The 20652-nt window shown below is 65.3% G+C and carries 24 protein-coding genes and 1 pseudogene; 15 read left to right on the top strand and 10 right to left on the bottom strand.

Going from position 1 to position 20652, the window contains the following annotated elements; genetic code table 11:
• Positions 1-62 precede the first annotated feature (62 nt).
• A complete protein-coding gene (locus tag HYV14_04110) occupies positions 63-614 on the top strand; it encodes a nucleotidyltransferase domain-containing protein (GenBank protein MBI2385180.1) in 552 nt (183 codons plus the stop codon).
• Positions 615-725: 111 nt separating this feature from the next.
• Here HYV14_04110 and HYV14_04105 read toward each other — a convergent pair whose 3' ends face one another.
• Positions 726-1592, bottom strand: a complete 867-nt coding sequence (locus HYV14_04105; protein MBI2385179.1) for a nucleotidyl transferase AbiEii/AbiGii toxin family protein — start codon at positions 1590-1592, stop codon at positions 726-728.
• Positions 1593-1596: 4 nt separating this feature from the next.
• Complete coding sequence (locus HYV14_04100) at positions 1597-2397, bottom strand: hypothetical protein (protein ID MBI2385178.1); 801 nt, start codon at positions 2395-2397, stop codon at positions 1597-1599.
• A gap of 551 nt (positions 2398-2948) precedes the next feature.
• Here HYV14_04100 and HYV14_04095 point away from each other — a divergent pair.
• Positions 2949-3746 (top strand): type IV toxin-antitoxin system AbiEi family antitoxin, encoded by a 798-nt coding sequence (locus tag HYV14_04095; GenBank protein MBI2385177.1) that lies wholly within the window; start codon positions 2949-2951, stop codon positions 3744-3746.
• 29 nt (positions 3747-3775) lie between these two features.
• Positions 3776-4651 carry a nucleotidyl transferase AbiEii/AbiGii toxin family protein gene (locus HYV14_04090; protein MBI2385176.1) on the top strand — a complete coding sequence of 292 codons (876 nt, stop codon included), beginning with the start codon at positions 3776-3778 and terminating at the stop codon, positions 4649-4651.
• Positions 4652-4774: 123 nt separating this feature from the next.
• On the opposite strand, the gene HYV14_04085 is transcribed toward HYV14_04090, so the two are convergent.
• On the bottom strand, positions 4775-5008 hold the full coding sequence (locus tag HYV14_04085; GenBank protein ID MBI2385175.1) for a hypothetical protein: 234 nt from the start codon (positions 5006-5008) through the stop codon (positions 4775-4777).
• 385 nt (positions 5009-5393) lie between these two features.
• Here HYV14_04085 and HYV14_04080 point away from each other — a divergent pair, with 385 nt between their 5' ends.
• The 3 genes from HYV14_04080 to HYV14_04070 all read left to right on the top strand — a co-directional run bounded on the left by HYV14_04080 (position 5394) and on the right by HYV14_04070 (position 7601).
• The gene (locus HYV14_04080) at positions 5394-5690 is read left to right on the top strand and encodes a helix-turn-helix transcriptional regulator (GenBank protein ID MBI2385174.1); all 297 of its coding nucleotides are present in this window, start codon (positions 5394-5396) and stop codon (positions 5688-5690) included.
• On the top strand, positions 5674-6993 hold the full coding sequence (locus tag HYV14_04075; GenBank protein ID MBI2385173.1) for a type II toxin-antitoxin system HipA family toxin: 1320 nt from the start codon (positions 5674-5676) through the stop codon (positions 6991-6993). Before HYV14_04080 ends, HYV14_04075 begins: the two co-directional genes overlap by 17 nt.
• A gap of 161 nt (positions 6994-7154) precedes the next feature.
• Positions 7155-7601, top strand: a complete 447-nt coding sequence (locus HYV14_04070; protein MBI2385172.1) for a DUF1810 domain-containing protein — start codon at positions 7155-7157, stop codon at positions 7599-7601.
• A gap of 31 nt (positions 7602-7632) precedes the next feature.
• Here HYV14_04070 and HYV14_04065 read toward each other — a convergent pair whose 3' ends face one another.
• Positions 7633-7887 carry a hypothetical protein gene (locus HYV14_04065; protein MBI2385171.1) on the bottom strand — a complete coding sequence of 85 codons (255 nt, stop codon included), beginning with the start codon at positions 7885-7887 and terminating at the stop codon, positions 7633-7635.
• Positions 7888-7914: 27 nt separating this feature from the next.
• Complete coding sequence (locus tag HYV14_04060) at positions 7915-9096, bottom strand: S1 RNA-binding domain-containing protein (protein MBI2385170.1); 1182 nt, start codon at positions 9094-9096, stop codon at positions 7915-7917.
• Positions 9097-9166: 70 nt separating this feature from the next.
• Here HYV14_04060 and HYV14_04055 point away from each other — a divergent pair, with 70 nt between their 5' ends.
• Together HYV14_04055 and HYV14_04050 are read left to right on the top strand one after the other, a co-directional pair.
• On the top strand, positions 9167-9316 hold the full coding sequence (locus HYV14_04055) for a hypothetical protein (GenBank protein ID MBI2385169.1): 150 nt from the start codon (positions 9167-9169) through the stop codon (positions 9314-9316).
• 152 nt (positions 9317-9468) lie between these two features.
• Positions 9469-9747, top strand: coding sequence for a DUF3175 domain-containing protein (locus tag HYV14_04050; protein ID MBI2385168.1), 279 nt, complete (start codon positions 9469-9471; stop codon positions 9745-9747).
• Here the strand turns inward: HYV14_04050 and HYV14_04045 are convergent.
• From HYV14_04045 to HYV14_04035, 3 genes are all read right to left on the bottom strand, one after another.
• Positions 9744-9896, bottom strand: coding sequence for a hypothetical protein (locus tag HYV14_04045; GenBank protein ID MBI2385167.1), 153 nt, complete (start codon positions 9894-9896; stop codon positions 9744-9746). The genes HYV14_04050 and HYV14_04045 overlap by 4 nt on opposite strands.
• A 4-nt stretch (positions 9897-9900) precedes the next feature.
• The gene (locus tag HYV14_04040) at positions 9901-10596 is read right to left on the bottom strand and encodes a hypothetical protein (protein ID MBI2385166.1); all 696 of its coding nucleotides are present in this window, start codon (positions 10594-10596) and stop codon (positions 9901-9903) included.
• Positions 10597-10659: 63 nt separating this feature from the next.
• Positions 10660-11115 carry an SET domain-containing protein-lysine N-methyltransferase gene (locus HYV14_04035; GenBank protein ID MBI2385165.1) on the bottom strand — a complete coding sequence of 152 codons (456 nt, stop codon included), beginning with the start codon at positions 11113-11115 and terminating at the stop codon, positions 10660-10662.
• A gap of 43 nt (positions 11116-11158) precedes the next feature.
• Between HYV14_04035 and HYV14_04030 the strand changes: the two genes are divergently transcribed.
• A complete protein-coding gene (locus tag HYV14_04030; protein MBI2385164.1) occupies positions 11159-11758 on the top strand; it encodes a hypothetical protein in 600 nt (199 codons plus the stop codon).
• 107 nt (positions 11759-11865) lie between these two features.
• Complete coding sequence (locus HYV14_04025; protein MBI2385163.1) at positions 11866-12684, top strand: hypothetical protein; 819 nt, start codon at positions 11866-11868, stop codon at positions 12682-12684.
• A 27-nt stretch (positions 12685-12711) separates the two neighbouring features.
• Here the strand turns inward: HYV14_04025 and HYV14_04020 are convergent.
• A pseudogene (locus HYV14_04020) lies at positions 12712-13933 on the bottom strand (type II citrate synthase).
• A gap of 159 nt (positions 13934-14092) precedes the next feature.
• Here HYV14_04020 and HYV14_04015 point away from each other — a divergent pair.
• The 5 genes from HYV14_04015 to HYV14_03995 are packed head-to-tail and all read left to right on the top strand — an operon-like array spanning position 14093 to position 18373.
• Positions 14093-14881, top strand: coding sequence for a hypothetical protein (locus tag HYV14_04015; GenBank protein MBI2385162.1), 789 nt, complete (start codon positions 14093-14095; stop codon positions 14879-14881).
• Entirely contained in the window at positions 14871-15500 is a 630-nt protein-coding gene (locus tag HYV14_04010; protein MBI2385161.1) for a hypothetical protein, read from the top strand. The genes HYV14_04015 and HYV14_04010 overlap by 11 nt, the downstream gene beginning before the upstream one ends.
• Complete coding sequence (locus HYV14_04005) at positions 15500-16429, top strand: 4Fe-4S dicluster domain-containing protein (GenBank protein ID MBI2385160.1); 930 nt, start codon at positions 15500-15502, stop codon at positions 16427-16429. The genes HYV14_04010 and HYV14_04005 overlap by 1 nt, the downstream gene beginning before the upstream one ends.
• Position 16430: 1 nt before the next feature.
• On the top strand, positions 16431-17657 hold the full coding sequence (gene nrfD / locus HYV14_04000; protein ID MBI2385159.1) for a polysulfide reductase NrfD: 1227 nt from the start codon (positions 16431-16433) through the stop codon (positions 17655-17657).
• A 50-nt stretch (positions 17658-17707) separates the two neighbouring features.
• Positions 17708-18373, top strand: a complete 666-nt coding sequence (locus HYV14_03995; protein ID MBI2385158.1) for a class II aldolase/adducin family protein — start codon at positions 17708-17710, stop codon at positions 18371-18373.
• 130 nt (positions 18374-18503) lie between these two features.
• On the opposite strand, the gene HYV14_03990 is transcribed toward HYV14_03995, so the two are convergent.
• Positions 18504-20582 carry a hypothetical protein gene (locus HYV14_03990; protein ID MBI2385157.1) on the bottom strand — a complete coding sequence of 693 codons (2079 nt, stop codon included), beginning with the start codon at positions 20580-20582 and terminating at the stop codon, positions 18504-18506.
• Positions 20583-20652: the final 70 nt, after the last annotated feature.

Raw genomic sequence — 20652 nt, 5'->3', positions numbered from 1 at the left:
CTGCCGCGGCCATCCGGACCTTCCTGAGGCGAAGTCACGGGGACGCCTGGGATTTGTCCTACGTGGCCAAGCGCCTCCGCGCGGATCAGGCCGCGGCGCGAGAGATCGTCGTCGAGCTTGCCGCACGCGGGTATATCGAACGGTCAGCGTTCTTCGTCGAAGGCGAGTACTGGAAGAACACGATCCGCGGCAACGCCTTCGCGGGGGCCACGGCGGCGAAACCTCTGTTGAGAGCGTCGGCCGACAAGCGCTTGAAGGAGTTTCTCGACCGAGTTGAAGAGGTCCGGCGCGATCCGTACTACTTGTACAGGGTCCACCGAGTCATTCTCTTCGGGAGCTACCTGACTTCAAAGGACCGGATCAACGACATCGACCTGTGCGTGAGCCTGACGGTCAAGGAGAAGGACAAGCAAGACCGGCTGCGGGAGCAGCGCGTCGAGGAGACTCTCCGCCGCGGCAAGGTCTTCAAGTCCTTCATCGACCGCCTCACCTGGCCGGAGACGGAGGTCTTAAAGTTCCTCAAAGCCAAGTCCCGGAGCATCAGTCTGCATACGGGAAGCGACGCGCCTCTCACCGCGGGCGGCTCCAAGGTCATTTATCGGGACGGGAAATGAGCACCTCCTTCGACCGAATCACATTTTCACACGAGAGTTTGCTTTCGGCTCTTCGCTCCGCAGGTGCGAAAGAATTTGAAGAAACCACATCGCCGGGTTTCCTGGATCACTTCAATGCGCCACCGTCGTCGCCATTTCCGCCACTGTTTTGAACGCACGCGCGAGATCGAAGCCCGCGAAATCCGCGGCCCGCAGCACTGGTCTCAGCTGAGGCTCCAGCTGCTGCCGAAGCGCTTTCAGTCGCGCCTCGGAAACGTCCACCGGGCTATTTCCGGGAACGGCGAGCTTCCTCTTGACGAAACCGACGAGTTCCGCGTCTTGCGGCTTTACGCCCAGCGTTCGGACCCCATAGTCGATGTCGTAGAAATCTCGTATGGCGGCCTCCCGGCGCGACAAGGCGGCGCGGAATTTCTCGGAGAAGGCCTCTATGCGGGAAATGCAGCGAACCGCGGTCGGCTTCACCATCGTCTGACTCGAGATCGGATCAAGAAGCATAGTCCGTGCGGGCCCATCGATGACCGGCGTGAGCAACGGTTCCCGCAGGCCTACTTCGATCTTGATGGTTTCCTCCTGCCCGCTGAGCAGCGAGGTATATCCCGCGGAAGCGAGGTACTGTGCGGAGCCGTTCGCGCCGGTCACCGGCTCGACGACGCGGAAGACCGGAAGCGCCTTTTCCAGCGACTGGATCGCTTTCTTCAGCCCCGCGGCCTGTGCGCTGCGCTTGGCGCGGGAGGCGTCGGTGGGCATAGGGATGACGAAATCCAAGTCTTCGCTCAGCCGATAGACGTCCGCGTGAATCTTGGCAAGAGACGTGCCGCCTTTGAAGACCAGCGCGGGGTCAACGGCCGCCAGGTACGCCAGCAGGACGGTGCAGAAATAGTCCTTCTCGATGAGGCGCGGGACGAACGTCGTCTCCGCCGCCGTGAAGCCCACGGCCTCGCGGAACAGCCGGACGTCTTCATGCAGACGGATCGGCACCGGCTCAGGCCGACTCATTGAGCACCACCCCCCAACGACGGTCCAGCGTCCCCCGCTTCGGCTTGTTTGGAATCCATGGGATCAGACCCGTCGTCGGCTTCAGCGCCCGTTCCAGCTTGCGGAGCAGCGGCGAGGTCACGCCTTCGCGCTCAAGGAGCGCGCCCACGCGCCGAATCGTTCCCGTGTCGCCGTACTTCAAGGCGGCTTCGACCAGGTCGGCCGCGTCGACTCGCCGAGCCGCCAATTCACGCCGAATCCAATCGAAGCCCTGCGGAAGGCTGTTGAACCGCGACCAGTCGTAGACCGCGTCGACGAGCGCGCGCGCGCGCGAAGAATACACGGCGGTCTGACCTTCGGGCGTCTTGAACTCCTCCGTGCCGCCGAGGCGCTCATCCGCGACCTTGATGAGCGTGAGCGCCACCGCGCCGATGGTGCGATCACCGAACAGGCGGTTGTTGTAGGCATAGACCCGGTTCGGAATCTGCCCGCCGAATCCGTAGCGGTTGAAGGCATTCGGACCGCAGATCTGGTACCGCCCGCCTTGCGCCGCCATCAATGCGTTCAGGGCCGTCACTTCATCCGGACTCCACTTACCACCCAACGGAAGCCGCGGCGGCACCAGATAGAGGCCCCGCCAGACGCGAGCGATCATCCCCGCTTTCGACAGCCGGCTCAGGAGCTTGCACTCCTGAACCCTGCTGATCTTCAGCGGTTCGGACAATTCGCCCATCCGCACCGTGCTGAGCGCGCGCATCTGAACATACGCAAACAGCATCGTTTCGAGTTGTCCCAAGCCCCTTCGCATGAGTGCATGATATACCAGAAATAATCCCCTGTCAAGGGATTTACTTAACAATACAATACACTCACGCAGCGGCGGCTCCCATGACCTTCGGACGGGCCAAATCCTGAGGTACTCCCAGTCCTTCGGACCACTGTGGACCTGATTTAAGGTGGTCTTTGCTGTTGCCGTTGTGGCCGTTTTTTAATCCTGTACGGCGCCTCGCTTCAGGACTTTCGCGCGGCGCGGGAGCACTGCGCGTTCGAGGGGACGGTTCGGGGCGATACGCTGCAAATCGTCAAGACGGCGCCGGCGTACGCTTGAGGTGCGTACGCGAAACCCGAGCCCCCAGGCTTGCTACGCTCGAGCGCTACGCCTCTGAGCGTAGCAAGCATGACCCCTCCAGGTCAACGAGGCTTCCCTGGGGCTTGAAAGATTAGATGAGTCCTGCTATAGTTTATAATGGTCTTTAAATGACAACCCAGGGTTGTCAAATAGGAACCAATACAAATAAAAAGTTTATATTATTCTCTATTCGACAACTTAGAGTTGTCGAACTAGAAACATAGTAAACAATGAAAAACGAAGCCGCTCGCAGTAAGCTCAATGAACTGTTGATGCACTGGCCCAAGGGCACGGTGGCGGTCCAGCATTGGCTGCGCGAGCAAGGCATACCCAGGCAGCTCGCGGAAAAATACCGCAGCTCGAATTGGATAGAGCGGATAGGGCCGGGAGCCTATACCCGCGCGGGAGACAAGGTGGACGTGTTTGGAGCCCTGTACGCCCTCCAATTCATGCTCAAGCTTCCCGTGCATGTCGGCGCCAAAACGGCGCTGGAGCTTCAGGGCTACGCTCATTTTATCCCCATGAGACATCTGCCGGTCGTGCATCTCTATGGGCAGCCGGGCCGGCCGCTTCCGACTTGGTTTAAACGTCAGCAATGGGAATCGCGCGTGCGTTTTCATTTGGTCCGACTCTTTCCAGACAAGCCCGAACTGGGACTCACGACGAAACCTTTCGAATCGATATCGGCGCGCATGTCCGCTCCAGAGCGCGCCGCCCTTGAACTAGTCGATCTCGTTCCCAAGGAGCAGTCGTTCTCGGAGGCGCGTCTCTTGATGGAGGGCCTTACGACCCTCCGGCCCGAGCTGGTGCAAGAGTTGCTCGAAGCCTGCCGCTCGGTTAAAGCCAAGCGGCTCTTCCTCTTCCTTGCAGAAGAGGCCAATCATGCCTGGTTCAAGGAACTCAACACCTCGAAGCTCGACCTGGGCAAGGGCAACCGCTCGATAGTCAAAGGCGGGCACCTCGATCAAAAGTACCAGATAACCGTCGAGCCCAACCCTGACGTATTCTCCGTCAACGAGGGCCCATGAGAAAGGCTTTCCTCGAGCAGGCGCGGCTCATGCTGCGCGTGCTGCCGCACGCGGCCGCCGAAGAGAGCTTCGCGCTCAAAGGCGGCACGGCGATCAATTTCTTTGTTTGGGACATGCCGCGGCTTTCCGTGGACATCGACCTGACCTATCTCCCCATTGAGCCCCGTCCACAATCCCTGCGCGGCATCAGCGATGCGCTGCTGCGGGTGAAGAAGTCGATCAACAGAGAGTTCCCCGATTTCAACGTCCATGAGAGCAAGACCGGAGACCTCGTGCTAAAACTCGTGGTCCGTTCTCCCGCAACGGAAGTGAAGATCGAGCCTAATACCGTTATACGGGGAACCCCTGATGGAGTAATGACGCGCGATCTCGCGAAGAAGGCGCGCGCGGCCTTCGAGGTCGGCATGAAGGTCCGCACGCTGTCCGAGTCTTCGCTTTTCGGCGGCAAGATCTGCGCCGCTCTCGATCGCCAGCATCCGCGCGACCTCTTCGACATCAAGCATCTTCTGGAAGGTCCGGGGCTGACTCCCGAAATCAGGAAGGGCTTCCTGGTCCATCTGATCAGCCACGACCGTCCGATGCACGAAGTCATCGAGCCCACGCGCAAGGACGTGCGCGCCGCGTTCGAGACGGAATTCAAGGACATGACCGATGAGCCGGTGACGTATGAAGAGCTCATCGCCGCCCGAGAACGCCTGATCGCGCGGCTCAAGGCCGACCTGACGACGCCCGAGAAGCAATTCCTTCTTTCAGTTAAAGAAGGCAAGCCCGAGTGGCAGCTCCTCGGCCTCGAAGGCGTCGAGCGGCTGCCGGCCGTTCAATGGAAGCTCAAGAATATCGGGAAGATGGCCCCCGCCAAGCAGCAGGAGCAGCTCGCCAAGCTGCGCGAAAAGCTCGGGATGTGAAGAAATGAATCCCCGCGACTTTGCGATCCGAGTCATCCTGAGCACGAGGAGCGGCGGAAGTGGGCGGGGCCCAGAACGTTTCGATCTAGCCGAGGCGAAGAAGCGGCATGCCCGGCTAAAACTCTAGAAGGGAACTTCGACCTCTTCGCTGCTTTCCTCGGTCCCTTCGGCCACGAAGCCATTTTTGGTGCTGTACGTGTACCCCGCGTCGAGGCTCTCGAAGCACTTACGACCGACCTTCTCCAGTTCTCGAGGGAAGAGCTTGAGGCCATACCCGGAGATGACCGAGCTCGGAGAGGCGACAAGAATCTTGGACTTCTGGGAGTGATCAGAACGCACGAAGCGCTCGAAGAGCAACGGGAAAAGTTTCTTGTTTCTAAACCCTCGCCAGACCGCAGGTTAGTGAGGGTTCAACGATGAGAAAAACGCTCGCCCTCCGCCCCGCCGGTCAGTTTGAAGTGACGCCCGCGTCGAGCGTAAGCTCATGCGACTGCGCACCGCGCTTCAGGCAATCGATAGGGTACACCTTACCCCCGGTCTACGGAGGATTTACGCAACCACTTTATTTAGAACAGTTACTCCTCATAAAAGCCATTAAATGCTCTATTTAGAACACTATTAAAGACTTGACAGAACTCAAATAACACGCTATTATTGTTCTAGATAAGATAATTAAAGCGTCTAAGCCCATTTAAATGCTCTAAAGAGATACTTTATGAAAGAGATATCCAGCCCCGAAGAACTGGCGAAAGCGATCGGCGAAAACATTCGATCACTCAGGCTCCAAAAGAACCTCACTCAGAGCGGACTAGCTGCTCGCGCTGGAATCAGCATGAGCGCGTTGCGGCATCTAGAGTCGGGGCAAGGAGCGAATCTAGGAACGCTCATTCGCGTTGTCCGGGCCTTGGACAAACAGGAATGGCTCCAGGCACTGGCCCCACAGGTCTCCATCAACCCACTCCACATGACGCCGACGCTCGCGGAACGACAGCGCGCGCGCACCAGCCGGAATAAGAGGGCTCATGGCCAAGAAGGCTAAGAAGCCAAAAGTCGAGCGCTATCACCCCGTCCAGCGGATCGAGGTCTATGCCTGGGACTTCTTTGTGGGAGCCCTCGCGCTCGACCCGAAACTCGGATACTACGTCTTCGCCTACGACAAAAGCTTCGGCCGCACTGGGATTCAACTCGCGCCGATTCATATGCCCGTTGACGACTCAGAGCGACTCTTCGTCTTCACCGATCTTCCGGAGGCGACCTATCGCCGCCTACCGGCGATGCTCGCCGACGCGCTGCCCGATGAGTTCGGCAACGCCCTGATCGACAAGTACATGGCCGAGCGTGGTCTTCCGAAGTCCCAGATTACTCCGCTCGACCGCCTGGCCTATATGGGCAAACGCGCCATGGGAGCTCTAGAGTTCAAGCCCGCGCGCGGCCCTCAGACGAGGAATCCCACCGCTCTCGAGATGGGGCAGCTCGTCACGATGGCCCGCAAGGTCGTAACTGGCAATCTCCAGGATGAATCCGCCGCGGAGGCCGCCCTGCGCAGCATCATCGAGGTCGGCACCTCCGCCAACGGCGCGCGGGCAAAGGCCGTCATCGGCTGGAATCGCCAAACTTCGGATATCCGCTCGGGCCAATTCGCACTCCTTCCGGGATTCGAGCACTGGCTCCTCAAGTTCGACGGCATGGGCGAAGATCGGGAGTTGGGGCAATCGCGAGACTTCGGCCGGATCGAGTACGCCTATTACCTGATGGCCAAGCAAGCCGGCATCAATATTCCCGAATCGCGGCTGCTCGATGAGAACGGCCGGGCCCACTTCATGACTAGGCGCTTCGACCGCGAAGACGACGGCACGAAGCACCACCTTCAAAGCCTCTGCGCGATGGATCATCTCGACTTCAAGAAGAAGTCCGCGAACAGCTACGAGCAACTCTTCATGACGATGCGCCAACTCAAGCTCGGCCATTCGGCGGACGTCGAGGCTTTCCGGCGCATGGCCCTCAACGTAATGGGCCGCAACTGCGACGACCATACGAAGAACTTCTCGTTCCTGCTCAGGAAAGGCGGGGCATGGGAACTATCCCCCGCTTACGACATCACCTTCGCGCACAATCCGAAGGGCGAATGGACGAGCCAACATCTGATGTCCGTGAATGGGAGATTCGGAGAGATTACACGCGACGACTGCCTGGCCCTGGCCGACCGCTTCGGCATCGGCGAGGCACCATCCCTCCTCGACCAGGTCCGGCAGGTCGTAGAAGATTGGGCCACTTTCGCGAAAAAAGCCGGAGTCCAGCCGAGCGAGATCAAGCGCATCAGGAAACATCTAAATCCTCTCTGATATTCACCGCATCATTGCTTGGGGCGCCGATAAGGTGGCTCTAGACACTCGCGCCTGCGATTTGCTACAGTCATTTTAGGCAATTTAGACGAATTCGAACCCGTAACGAGAAATGTCGGGACCTGCCCTCAGGCTAGCGCCTGGGGGCTTTGTGTTTATATATGACGATGGAATCGAGGCTTGCTGAATTCGCCGCGGCTCAGGACGAGGTCTACGACGACGTCCTGCGCGAGCTGGCCGCGGGCCGGAAGGAGTCTCACTGGATCTGGTTCATCTTCCCCCAGCTGGCCGGCCTGGGGCGCAGCGCGATGAGCGAGCGGTTCGGGATCGCCTCTCTGGACGAGGCGCGGAGCTACCTGAAGCACCCGGTGCTGGGACCCCGGCTGCGCGAGTGCACCCGGCTGCTGCTCACGGGGACGGACCGGGACATCCGCGCCATCCTGGGCTCCCCCGACGACCTCAAGTTCCGCTCGTCGATGACCTTGTTCGCCCGCGCGGATCAGGCCGAGCCGCTGTTCAAGGCCGCGCTCGAGAGATTCTTCGGCGGAGAGCAGGACGCTCTCACCCTGGAACTCCTGAAAAGACGAAGCCCGCCGCGACGCCCCTGAGAGGCGTCACGGCGGGCGATGGGCCGTCTGGTCAGCGGATCTTCCGCATGAAGCGGTCCTTCAGGTCGGCCGCGATGAAGGTGCCGAGTCCCTTGCCGGCCGCCGCGAGGGTCTTCATCTTGGCGATGTTGACCGGGCCCGCGCTCTGGTTGCTGTAGTTGTAGACCGAGTTGTCCGCGAACTGGACGGTCAGGACGTCCTTCGTGATCTCATACCGGACGACCTTCGAGTCGCCGCTGAGATTCTTGTAACGGATGAACTGCTTGGGTCGCTTGGGGGTTTTCATGAGGTCAGTCTACGATATCCCGGCCGATCATCGCTTCTTTTTCTCGAGCGCGGCGCGGAGCAGCTCGGCCATGGGAGACGGGGGCCCGCTCTCCTCCTGCCGCTTGCGCCACTCGGCGGCGCCCGTGTCGCGCGGCAGCTCGAGCGAGATGCGCCGCTCGGAGAGCTTGACCTCCGCGACCTGGACCGAGATCGTCTCGCCGACCTTCTGGCGGTCGAACTGGAAATCCGGGGCGTCCTCCGTCTTGGACTGGTGAAGGAGGCCGACGACGCCGGGCTCGAGCTGGACGAACAGGCCGTAAGGCTCCTTGCGCGTGATCCTGCCTTCCACGACCTGCCCGGCGGCGTACTTGGACCAGGGGTCCACGACCGCGGGAGCGGCGGGGGTCGGAGGACGCTCGGAGACCTGCTTGAGCGACAGGGAGATCTTCAGGCGGCCGTCGACCGTCTCGCGCTTGAGGATCTTCACCGTGACGGCCTGGCCGAGGGTCAGGATCTCGGAGGGCGACTCGACGCGGGACCAGGCGACCTCGGAGACGTGAAGGAGCCCCTCGACGCCGGGCACGAGCTCGACGAAGGCCCCGAACTTCTCCAGGCGGACGACCTTGCCCGCGACGACGGCGCCGTCAGGGTTCGCCGCGAGGAAGGCGTCGCAAGCGCGCCCCTGCTCTTCCTCGAGGAGCTTGCGCCGGGAGACGACGACGCCGCGGCCGTCCTCGCCGAACTCGGTGAGGACGAAGGCGAAGGTCTTGCCGACGAACTCCGCGCCGGTCTCGGTGCGCTTCACGTCGATCTGGCTGATGGGGCAGAAGGCGGACTTGCCCTTCACGCTCACGCGCAATCCTCCTTTACAAGCCTCGACGACGCGGCCTTCGACGGGACGCTTGAGCTCGTACGCCTCCTTCAGGTCCTGGGCGATGTTCTTGTCGGTGGGGTTCTTGGAAAGGCGGACCTGGCCGCCGCGGACCGAGGTCACGTACAGGTCGAGCACGTCGCCCGCGCGGACGGAGACGGAGCCCTCGGCGTCGCGGAAGTCGGCGGTGGCGACGACGCCCTCGCGCCCGGGACCGAGCGCCACCTGGGAGTCCTCCCGGCCCACGGCCAGGAGCTCGCCGCGCACTTTGTCCCCGACCTCGAAGGTCCTCTCCGCCGCCTCCAGGGATTCGCCCAGCAGGGCCGAGAAGTCTTCCGTCGGTTCTTCGTCGTTCATACCGTGAGATTACGAGATTTCACCGCTCTTGTGAAGGCGCAAGCGCTCTTAATTTATTACAATTACAACAATGAAGATCCACATGTACGAGTTCCGATCGGAGAAGAAGAAGCTCAAGTGCAGCTGCGGCTGGGAGCGGACGCTCAAGTCGGGCGACGCGAAGGTGATCGCGAAGACGTTCTCGGACCACCAGGCCGACGCGGCCGCCAAAGCCGCGTAGACGCGCTCGAGGACGGGCCGTCACGGAATAGTCTCCCGGCCGCGATAGGCGCGGCCGGCGGCCTTTGATACCGTCGGGGCGTGATGATCCCTCTCCTCCCCTTCGGACGCCGTTCCGAGCGCGTCGCGGCGCGGCCGGCGGCCTGCTGAGCCATGCGCGCGGCGAGATGGGTTCGGCGCGTCGCCCTCACGAGCAACGCGCTCGACTTGCCGAAGGGGATCTTCACGCGCCCCGCGCGCGGCATCGCTCTGGGTCTGAGGCGCTCGGCGCGCGCCAGCCGCCGGCGCAAGGGCACGGAGTTCCAGTCCGCGATGTCGATGCTGAACTATCACATCAACCGCGGAGGACGCCGCCTGAGCGCGGAGCGGAGGCGCGAGCTCCAGAAGGCGAAAGGCGAGCTGCGCCGTCTCTACGGGCGCCGGCCGGGCTAGTCCAGATGCTTGAAGTACTGCACCTCGCGCTCGTGCTTGGCCGCCCTCTCGCGGCTCGTGAAGGTGCCGAGGTTGCGGCGCCGGCCCGTGCGCGGGTTCCTCTTGGTCGAGTACAGTCGGTACTTCCCGGACTTCAGTCGTCGTATCATGAGGTCAGAACCTCCAGCCGTAGCGCGCCGTGAAGGTCAGCACGTGGAGCGGACCCGTGGCGCCGGAGACCCCGCGGGCCTCCCCCCGGGGAGTCGCGGCGTAGCTCGCCGATCCCAGGCCGATCCAGCCGGCCTCCACGGTGACGAGCCCGGGCGAGGCGGCGTCCGTGTCGATGTCCAGGCCGAGCCGGGCCGAGGCCGCGGGGACCCAGGCGCCGCCGTCGATCAGCCGCCGCGTCTCGTGGGTCGCCGTGTCGGGCCAGGTCGAGGGCCTCACGTCGACCGTCGTCTTGTTCCAAGCCCCTCCGGCGCCGAGCAGGACGAAAGGCCGCGCCGAGCCGCGGTCCATGAGCGCGTAGCGGAGCACCCCGAGCATGACCCACGCGTCGCCCGCGACGCTGGCGTCGGCCGACGGGTACAGCCGCGTCGACAGAGTCCCGCCCCGGTTGAGATAGTCGATCTCGACGCCCGCGCCGAGGCGCGGCGTGAGGAACTGGACGCATTGAGCGCCGAACTGGACGCCGAGATCGCCATTGTCGGCGGAGCCCCCGCCGGGGACGCCGAGCCGGATCCGGCTCACCGGCTCGATCAGGCCGAAGCCGATCGACGCCTGCCTCAGGCGCTTCGCGGCGGGCACGGGCTCCTCGGCCCGCGCGCCGGCCGTGAATAGCATCAAAACGAGCAGCCCTGTCGTCCTCATGAGCGCATTCTAACCCGGGGACGGGCCCGGAGCCATCGCGACGGCGCCACGTTTTCTGGACTATTATGGGACGGCGGGTCCCCGGAGCCAGGCGGGCACGATCTTGAGGGCGAGGAGGCGGCGCCTCGTATTCGCGTCGAGGGCGGGCCAGCCGGCGACGAGGCCGCGGCACGACGGGGCCCCGCAGCGGCACTCGAGGCTCCAGGACGAGTCCGGCACGCAGGTGGAGTAGTCGAAGGATATCTCCTCCCCCGCCGCGATGGGATGGATCGCGGCGAGCGTAACGGCGTCGATCAGGCCCGCGTTGGGATCGCAGGAGTGGTTGAGGAAGCGCGCGGGAGGATCGGCGTAGAGCTGGCGTCCCGGCCCGATGTCCAGGCAGTGATGCCGCACCCCGCGGCGGTCGGCCTCGGCCGTCGTCATCGCCTCGCCCGTGAAGACGAGGATGACCTCGCCGGCGGCGTAGGGACGCTCGGCGAAGACGCCCTGACCGTGAGCCGAGGAGGCGAGGCGGACCATGCGTGATTTTACAACACCGGGGCAAAGATGACACCATAGGGGCATGAGACCCCTTCTGACGCTCGTCGCCCTCGCGCTGGCCGCGTGCTCGTGGCCGCACAGGAAGGCGCCGGAGGGCGCCGCCGCGCGGGACGCGTTTTGGAACAATCTCTCCGCGCTGTGCGGCCGGGCCTACGAGGGACGCATCGCCGCCAACGCCGGCGGCGGCGCCGGCCCCGACCCGTTCGACGGCAAGACGCTGGTGATGCACGTGCGGGAATGCTCCGCCGGCGAGATCCGCGTGCCCTTCCACGTCGGCGAGGACCGCTCGCGCACCTGGGTGTTCACGCGCACCGCAGCGGGCCTGAGGATGAAGCACGACCACCGCCACGAGGACGGCTCCGACGACAAGATGACGATGTACGGCGGGGACTCCGCCGGCGCGGGCGCGCCGGAGAGGCAGTCCTTCCTGGCCGACGAGGCCTCCCGCGCGATGTTCGTCGCCGGGGGCATCCCCCGGTCGGCGGCCAACGTCTGGGTCGTCGGGCTGACGCCGGGCAAGACCTTCCGCTACGGCCTCGAGAGGCCGGGCCGGGAGTTCCGCGTCGACTTCGACCTGACGAAGGCCGTCGCCGCGCCGCCGCCGCCGTGGGGCGCGAAATAACCTTTACCCTCCCGTCATGGACGCCGCGCTCCGCCGGAGCTAGAATCCCCGCGAGTGAGGCATCCGCCATCTCCGTCGTCATGCCGCTGATCCTCGCGGCCGCCGCCATGCAGGCCGTCGCCGCCGACCGCTTCGGCGTCGTCCAGCTCTATCCGACCGCCCCGGACGGCAAGAACTGGGCGTCCGCGTGGGACGGCGGGAGCGCGCGCTCGTTCCGCGGCGTGGATCCCGAGGACGCCTGGTTCGACGCCGACCACGGCGAGGCGTCCTACCGCGTCGACGGCAAGGGCCAGCTGCTGATCTCGGGGCCCGTGCCCCGGATGTACATCCACGACCCCGAGCTGAAGCGGAGCTGGCGGAACGTGGAGATGACGGTGTACGCGATGCGGATCGACGACGAGGACACGCCCTACGCCGGCATCGTCGGCGTCGCGCGCAGCGCGCACGGCATGTTCGCCTCGGAGCGCGTCGCCCGCTGCGACAGCCGAGGGATCGGCGCGCGGATGCGCTACGACGGGCACGTCGACTTCGAGAAGGAGACGGTCCATCCCTATTCGTCGCCGGCCGCGAACAAGAAGGTCTGGCCGAAGCTCCCGCGCAACGTCTGGATCGGCTACAAGTTCGTGGTCTACGACCTGCCCGGCGGCGGCGTGAAGCTCGAGCACTACCTCGACACGACCGACGGGGCCGGCGGCGGCACCTGGACCAAGATCAACGAGCTCGTGGACGACGGAAAGAGCTTCGGCGCGCGCGGGAAGCCCTGCGCGCCCGGCATCGACCCCGCGCTGCCCCTGACCGCCGGCGACGAGCGCCCGGGCTCGGAGTCGGGCAAGCCCAACCTCGCCGTGTACTGGCGGAGCGACTACGTCGGCCCCAACGGCCTGATCTACAAGAAGATGAGCGTGCGCGAGATCGCCGCCCCCTGAGACGGCGCGCGGCGCCGAGCCCCGGGGCTACTTCCGGCGGCCGACGGTCGTGTAGTTCGTCTCCTTCGGGCCGGTGTAGATCTGGCGCGGGCGGCAGATCTTGAAGCTCGCCGACTCGTTCATCTCCTTCCACTGCGCGATCCAGCCGGGCAGGCGGCCGATGGCGAACATGACGGTGAACATGTTCGTCGGGATTCCAATAGCCCTGTATATGATGCCGCTGCTTGGCGATGTCGAGCAGGGGGTCGTTTATGCCGAGCTTGTTCAAGACCGTGTCGCAGGCTTTCTTTATGATCTTGGCGCGCGGGTCGAAGTTCTTGTAGACGCGGTGGCCGAAGCCCATCAGGCGCGCGCCGCTGTCCTTGACCTTGACCTTGTCGAGGTAGTCCTTCGGGTTGATGCCGCTCTCCCTGATCGACTGCAGCATCTCGATGACCTCCTGGTTGGCGCCGCCGTGCAGCGGGCCCCACAGCGCGGAGATGCCGGCGGAGACGGAGGCGAAGAGGCTGGCGCGGCTGGAGCCGACCATGCGCACCGTCGAGGCGGAGCAGTTCTGCTCGTGGTCGGCGTGCAGGATGAGGAGCAGGTCGAGCGCCTTGGCCACGTCGGGGTCCACCTCGTAGTCCTCGGCCGGGACGGCGAACATCATCTTGAGGAAGTTCTCCGAGTAGCTGAGCTTGTTCTCGGGGTAGATGAAGGGGTGGCCGATGGACTTCTTGTGCGAGTACGTCGCGATGGTGGGCAGCTTGCCCAGCAGGCGGTAGATCGAGAGGTCCAGGTCCTTGCCGCCCGAGGCCTTGCCCGGGGCGTTCTGGTAGAAGGTCGAGAGCGTGCTGACGGCCGAGGCCAAGGTCGCCATCGGATGCGCGTCGCGCGGGAAGCCCTCGTAGAAGTGCTTCATGTCCTCGTGGAGCATCGTGTGGCGCGTGATGTTCGTGGTGAACGCCTCGAGCTCCTTCTTGTTGGGCAGGCGGCCGTAGATGAGGAGGTAGCTGGTCTCGACGAAGGTCGAGTGCTCGGCGAGCTGCTCGATGGGGATGCCGCGGTAGCGCAGGACGCCCTTCTCGCCGTCGAGGAAGGTGATCGCGCTCAGGCAGGAGCCGGTGTTCATGTAGCCGTTGTCGAAGGTGATGTGTCCCGTCTTGGCGCGGAGCTCGGAGATGTCGATGGCGCGCTCGCCCTCGCTGCCCTCGACGATGGGCAGCTCGATCTCCTTCCCGTCCAGCTTCAGAATCGCGGTCTTCGCCATGTCCTTGCTCCTTTCCTGCTTCTCCGGCGCGCCTTTTATCGTGGGTATCATAATATTTCTCGCTCGTTCGGTCACTTAAGCAACAAAACGGCCCGCGCGCGGATCCGCGCACCCGGGACGGTCGTAGCGTTGCATGCGGGCTGTGGAGGGCTTCCAATCATGGACATATTCCGGATAAGAAACCGCGGCATTCCGCTCCTCGGGCTCCTCGCCGTCCTGTGCGTGGTTCCGCGCATCGCCGCCGCGGCAGCTCCGGCCGCGCCCCCCGAATCCTGCGTCGAGTGCCACAAAGACGAGAAGTTCCGCGTCCAGAACAAGAAGATCTACGACTATTATCAGGAATGGAAAGGCTCCGCCCACGACCTGGCCGGGCTGTCCTGCACGGCCTGCCATAACGGCGACCCCGCCAAGGCCGTGAAGGAAGAGGCCCACGCCGGCATGGTCCCCCAGAGCGACCCCGCCAGCCCGTTCCATTACAAGAACATCCCCAAGACCTGCGGCGGCTGCCACCAGCCGGTCCTCGACCGCTTCGCCAAGAGCCGCCACTTCGAGCAGCTCAAGAGCACCGGGCGCGGCCCGAACTGCATCACCTGCCACGGGGCGCTCAACTCGAAGGTCTACTCGACGACGATCATCCAGCGCGCCTGCTCCAACTGCCACAACGCCAAGACCAAGAACCACCCCGAGGTCATCGCCCAGGCGCAGGAGATCCTCGAGCATCTCAACCACGCCAACGGCTACCGCAAGGGCCTGCGCTTCTACTACAAGTCGGTGAAGAAGCCCGAGGCGATGGCGAAGGTGGACAAAGCCTACACCGAGACCATGTACTTCTGGCACGAGTTCGACTTCAGGAGGCTCAAGCCGCGCTCCGCGGAGCTCCTGGCGGAGCTCAAGAACCTCTATCTCGAGGCGCACAAGGAGCAATCGGTGAAAGGCGATGGGCGCTGACGCCTCCCCGAAGATCCCGCTATGGGCGGCCGGCGTCTGCGTCGGCGGGTTCCTGCTCCTCGCCGCCGTCTTCGCGATGAACCTGCTCGGCGGCGCCCCCCCGAACGACGAGATCCCGAAGCTGTCCCCCGAGTACGCCGACACCGCGACCGTGCGCAAGGTGCGCAAGGAGATGACCTTCGACGGCGCGCCGTGCTCGTCCTGCCACGAGGGGACCGAGCCGCTGCAGGGCGACCCGAAGGAGAAGGGCGTCTTCCACGAGAAGATCGAGATCAAGCACGGCCGAAACCAGCACTGCTTCAACTGCCACAACCGCAGGCAGCCCGCCGACTTCTCCGACTTCGACGGCAGCCCGATCAAGCTCGTCGACGTCCAGCTGCTGTGCGCCAAGTGCCACGGCACGCAGTTCCGGGACTGGAACAGCGGCGCCCACGGCCGCCGCACCGGCCACTGGGACGTCGCCAAGGGCGGCCCCAAGCAGACGGTGTGCATCGCCTGTCACAACCCGCACTGGCCCGTCTTCAAGCCCCTGAAGGCCGCGCCCGCCCCGCACGTCAACCCCCGCACGCGCAAGAGCGCCCGCCCCGGCGCAGGCGCCGTACACGGAGGGCACGAGTGATGTCCGAAGAGCGGAAGCCGGAGGAGGGCGGGAGCGAGATCTCCCGCCGCGCGTTCCTGGCCGCGGCCGCGGCCGCGGCGGTGACGGCCACGGCGGCCGCGCTGGCGCCGATGAAGGATATCGCCGACCTGCCCTCGCTCGAGGAGTTCCTGCGCAAGCACTACACCGAGCTCACCCCCGCCGACAAGGCGGCCATCATCGCCCGCATCTCCGCGCAGGTGGAGAAGAAGTACGGCGTGAAGCCCAACCTCACCGATCCCCCTCCCCTCGGCGGCGTCGAGTTCGGCTACGCGCTCAACATCGGGCGCTGCGTCGGCTGCCGCAAGTGCGTGTTCGCCTGCGTCGACGAGAACAACCAGTCGCGCAACCCCGAGATCCAGTACATCCGGGTGCTCGAGATGAAAAAGGGCTCGATCGACGTGGAGACCTCGAACACCGAGTATGAAGGGGAAGTCCCCAAGAAGGACTCCTATTACATGCCGATCCAGTGCCATCAGTGCCGCAAGGCCCCGTGCGTGAAGGCCTGCCCGGTCAAGGCGACCTGGCAGGAGCCCGACGGCGTCGTCGTCATCGACTACAACTGGTGCATCGGCTGCCGCTACTGCATCGCGGCGTGCCCCTACGGCGCCCGCCGCTTCAACTGGCAGGAGCCGAACATCCCCCAGGACGAGCTCAACCCGGAGATGGGCCTGCTCTCCAACCGGCCGCGCCCCAAGGGCGTCGTCGAGAAGTGCCACTTCTGCCTGCACCGCACGCGCAACGGCAAGTACCCGGCCTGCGTCGAGGTGTGCCCCACCGGCTCGCGCAAGTTCGGCAACCTGCTCGACCCGCAGAGCGAGATTTCCAACATCCTCCAGACCAAGAGGGTCTACGTGCTCAAGGAAGAGGTCGGCACCTTGCCGCGCTTCTACTACTATTTCGATATTTAATATGCCCATAGCCCTAAAGGAGTACTTCGTGTTCGTGCGGCGCTGCGCGGCGCAGACCATCCGAGGGGATTGGCGCTACTTCGTTTGGATGACGGCGCTGACCGGCGTCGCCCTGCTGGGGCTCAACGCCTACTGCAAGCAGTTCGTCGCCGGGCTGACCATCACGGGCATGAGCGACCAGGTCTCCTGGGGCCTGTACATCGCCAACTTCACCTTCCTCGTGGGCATGGCGGCGGCGGCGGTGATGCTCGTCGTGCCGGTGTACATCTATAAAGACGAAACGCTTCACGACGTCGTGATCCTCGGGGAGCTGCTGGCCGTGGCCGTCATCATCATGTGCCTGCTCTTCGTGACCGTGGACCTCGGCCGTCCCGACCGCTTCTGGCACATGGTCCCGGGCATCGGCAAGTTCAACTGGCCGATGTCGATGCTGAGCTGGGACGTCATCGTGCTCAACATTTACCTGGCCCTGAATGCTCACATATGCGGCTACCTCGTCTACATGGTCTACTGCAAGCGCAAGCCGGCGCCGCTGTGGTACATCCCCTTCGTCTTCACCGCCATCGTCTGGGCCTTCAGCATCCACACCGTCACCGCGTTCCTGTACGTGGGCCTGGGCGGGCGGCCGTACTGGAACTCGGCCATCATCGCCCCGCGCTTCCTGGCCTCGGCCTTCACCGCCGGCCCCGGCTTCCTGATCCTGACCTTGCAGGTCATCCGCCGGGTGTCCAAATACCGGATCGACGACAAGGCGCTGATGATGCTGCGCGGCATCGTGCAGGTCTCGATGATCATCAACGTCCTCCTGCTGATCTGCGAGCTGTGCAAGGAGTTCTACACCGACTCGGCCCACGTGGCCTCGGCCAAGTACCTGTTCTTCGGCCTGCACGGCCACCACGGCCTGGTGCCCTGGATCTGGACGGCGATGGCGCTCGACCTCATCGCCCTCGTCCTGCTCGTGCTCCCGCTCTCGCGCAGCCTCAAGTACCTCGACCTCGCCTGCGTGCTGGCCATCGTCGGCATCTGGATCGAGAAGGGCATGGGCCTGATCATCCCCGCCTTCGTCCCCAGCCCCCTGGGGGAGATGGTCGAGTATTTCCCCACCCTCAACGAGTGGCTGATCTGCGCCGGCATCTGGGCGTTCGGGATGCTGCTCTACACCGTGTTCCTGAAGATGACCTTGCCGGTGCTCACCGGCGAGCTGACCCCCGAGTCGCCGAGCGCCTAGGGTTCCGCTTCACCTTGCCGCTCGCCTGACCGGCAAGCTACAATCTGAGCATCGACCTCACGGAGCCGGAACTCGCCCTCGGACGCAAGATCATCGAGACCTGCCGCGACCTGGAACGGCGCGGGCTCAACCAGGGATCCTCGGGGAACGTCAGCGCCCGCCTGGGGCCCGGCTCGGACGCCTTCCTCATCACGCCGACCGCGATGCCCTACGACGTGATGAAGCCCGAGGACATGGTGCTGATGCGCCTCGACGGCTCGCACGCCGGCCGCCGCGAGCCCTCGAGCGAGTGGCGCTTCCACCTCGACATCTACCGCTCCCGTCCCGAGGTCGGCGCGGTCGTCCACACCCACAGCGGCTATTCCACCACCCTCGCTTGCTTGCGGCGGGAGATCCCCGCGTTCCACTACATGATCGCCCTGTTCGGCGGCGGGAACATCCGCTGCTCGGAGTACGCCACCTACGGCACCCAGGAGCTGTCCAACCACCTGCTCAAGGCGCTCGAGGGCCGCAACGCCGCTTTGATGGGCAGCCACGGCCTGGTCGTGCTCGGGCCGGACATCGCGCGCGCGCTGGCGCTGACCGTCGAGGCGGAGACCTTGGCCATGATGTACTGGCGCGCGGTGCAGATGGGCCAGCCTCGGCTGCTCTCCGACCCGGAGATCGCGCGCGTGCGCGAGAAGTTCGCGACCTACGGCTACGGCCCGACGAAGTAAGAACAAACGGCTGAACCACAAAGTCACAAAGACACGAAGAACGGAAAGAGAGTTAACGGCAAGGCCGATGGATCCGTTGACTCTATATCCGTTCTTCGTGTCTTTGTGTCTTGGTGGTTGATCCGTCCGTTTACGGGATCACGAACATGTAGAGGAAGTCGGCGCCGGCGGCGCCGAGCTTGTCGTAGTACTCCTTGTCGAACTTCCCCTCCGAGGTGAGCTGGACCAGGCGGCCCAGGTTGTCGGTGCCGCTGAGCAGCCACGGCGTCCACCACGCGGCGGTCGCCCCGACGTGGACGGCGCGCACGGCGGTGAGCGCCGCCTTGGCGCCGATCGCGCCGGAGGCGACGGCCTCGGCGCCCTTGAGCGCCGTCACGGCCTCGCCGGCGCCGAGCGTGACCCACAGGACCGGGCTCATCACGCCCTCGGCCACGTTCTCGAAGACCCCGGCGGCGACGCCGCCGGCCTTCATCCCCGCCGAGCGCCAGCCGTCGAGGTCGGTGGAGGCCGCGAGCATGCGCTTGCCGTAGGTGCTCGCGCCGTAGTTATCGCGCAGGGTGGAGACCGCCTCCTTGGCGCTCACCGGCGCGGAGAGCGCCTGCCAGCGCAGCTCCGGCGCGAGCGGGACGAGGCTCGCGTCGAGGGCGCGGCGGCGCTCCGAATCCACCTTCCCGCACAAGGTCCGGCGCGCGCCGGGCGTCAGCCGGTCGAGGTGGCGCCGGTCGTCGGCGGCCAGGTTCACGAGCGGGTTCTTCGCGTAGGAGCCGCCCGCCTCGAGGCTGTACATGTCGGACTTGGCGAGGTCGGCGAGGAGGATCTGGGGCGCGCCGACGAGGCCGGTGTAGAGGCTGGCCGCGACCTGGTCGCAGAACTTGAGCGTCGGGCCGACGACCGGGGCCTTCATGATCCTCTCGCCGGTCCGGCCGAACCAGGACGCGCCTTCTTTGGTCCGGGCGGTCTTGATCTTCTCCTTCCCTTCGACGGTCCAGCCGCCCTCGCCCCAGGCGCTCTCCGTCAGCCAGGAGGACGAGAGCTCGTCCGCGTGCTTCCATGGGCCCCAGCCCTTCTCCGAGGACTCGACGGACGTGCTCCACTCGAGCCGCCGGCCGTCGTCGGCGTACTCGCGCCAGTAGCCGGGGTTCTTCTGCGCCGGCGTCCCGGCGGCGTCGACCTCGATGGCGCCCATGACGATGAAGGACATGCGCGCGGGCTTGCCGTCGCGGGAGGCGCCGGGCAGGAACTGGCCCAGGAGGACGCGGCGGCTCTTGTCGGCCCGCTCGAAGATGAGGCGGAAGTGGTTGGCGCCGTCGGCGCTGAGGCGGACGCCGACCGCGTTCTCCGGGCGGTACTCGGCGATGTCGCGCAGGAAGGCGCCGAGCTGGCGGGAGGAGGCGCCGTCCACGTCGGGCTTGCGCAGGGCGGCCAGGAGCTCGCGGGCGATGTCGCGGGCGAGCGCGGTTCGGGCCCCGGCGTCGGGGACGCGGAGGAGGTCGGCCACGGCCGTCTCGTAGCCGACGACCTTGCCCGAGGCGTCGGCGACGCGGGCGAGGCGCTTGGAGAGGAGGACGACAGAGGTCTTGGGCTCCTCCGCGCGGGGCGCGATGGCGGCCGCGGCGCCGGCGTAGGGCGCGGGCACGAAGATGTGCAGGTCGGAGCCGTAGCCGGAGGGCAGGCGCGGGCGGCCGGCCGCCTTCGGGGCGACGGACGCCGCGTAGGACGGCGCGGCGAGGACGGCGGAGGCGCCCGCGTCGCGGGAGCCGTCGAAGAAACGAGCCGAGGCGTTCGGGACGGCGGCGAAGCCGCGCAGAACGGCCGCGTCGCGCGGCGCGCTCGCGCGGACGGCTGCGGGGCCGGAGGCTTGCGGCCGGCCCAAGACGCGGCCGAGGAGGACGCGGACGCGGTCGATCTCGGCGCGGACCCGGCCGGGCTCCTCCACGGCGCCGGCGGCGAGGCGGCCCTCGATCTTCCGCAGGCCCTCGGCGACGGCGTCGAGGCGGGCCGGAGCGCGGCCCTCGAGATGCCGCTGGAGCTCGCGGCCGAACGCCTCGAGCTGGGCCAGCGGCGGCAGGGCGGCGGGCGGGAGCGGGGGCCGGACCGCGACGAGGGCGACCTGGGCGGCGGCGGACGGAGGGAGCGCGCCCGACGCGAAGACCGCCAACGAGATCAGGAGCCTGAGCATCGAGGCTTTGCGTCGTCCGGATCTCGCCATGCTCCAAGAATAGCCCCGTCAGGCCCAGGCCGTCAGGGCCCTAGGGCGCGGGCCCTTATGGGCCTAAAGG

Source organism: Elusimicrobiota bacterium, from assembly GCA_016182905.1.
Lineage (GTDB): Bacteria > Elusimicrobiota > Elusimicrobia > UBA1565 > UBA9628 > GWA2-66-18.
Note: the sequence above shows the minus strand (reverse complement) of the source record. Positions and strands in the feature narration are given on the sequence as shown.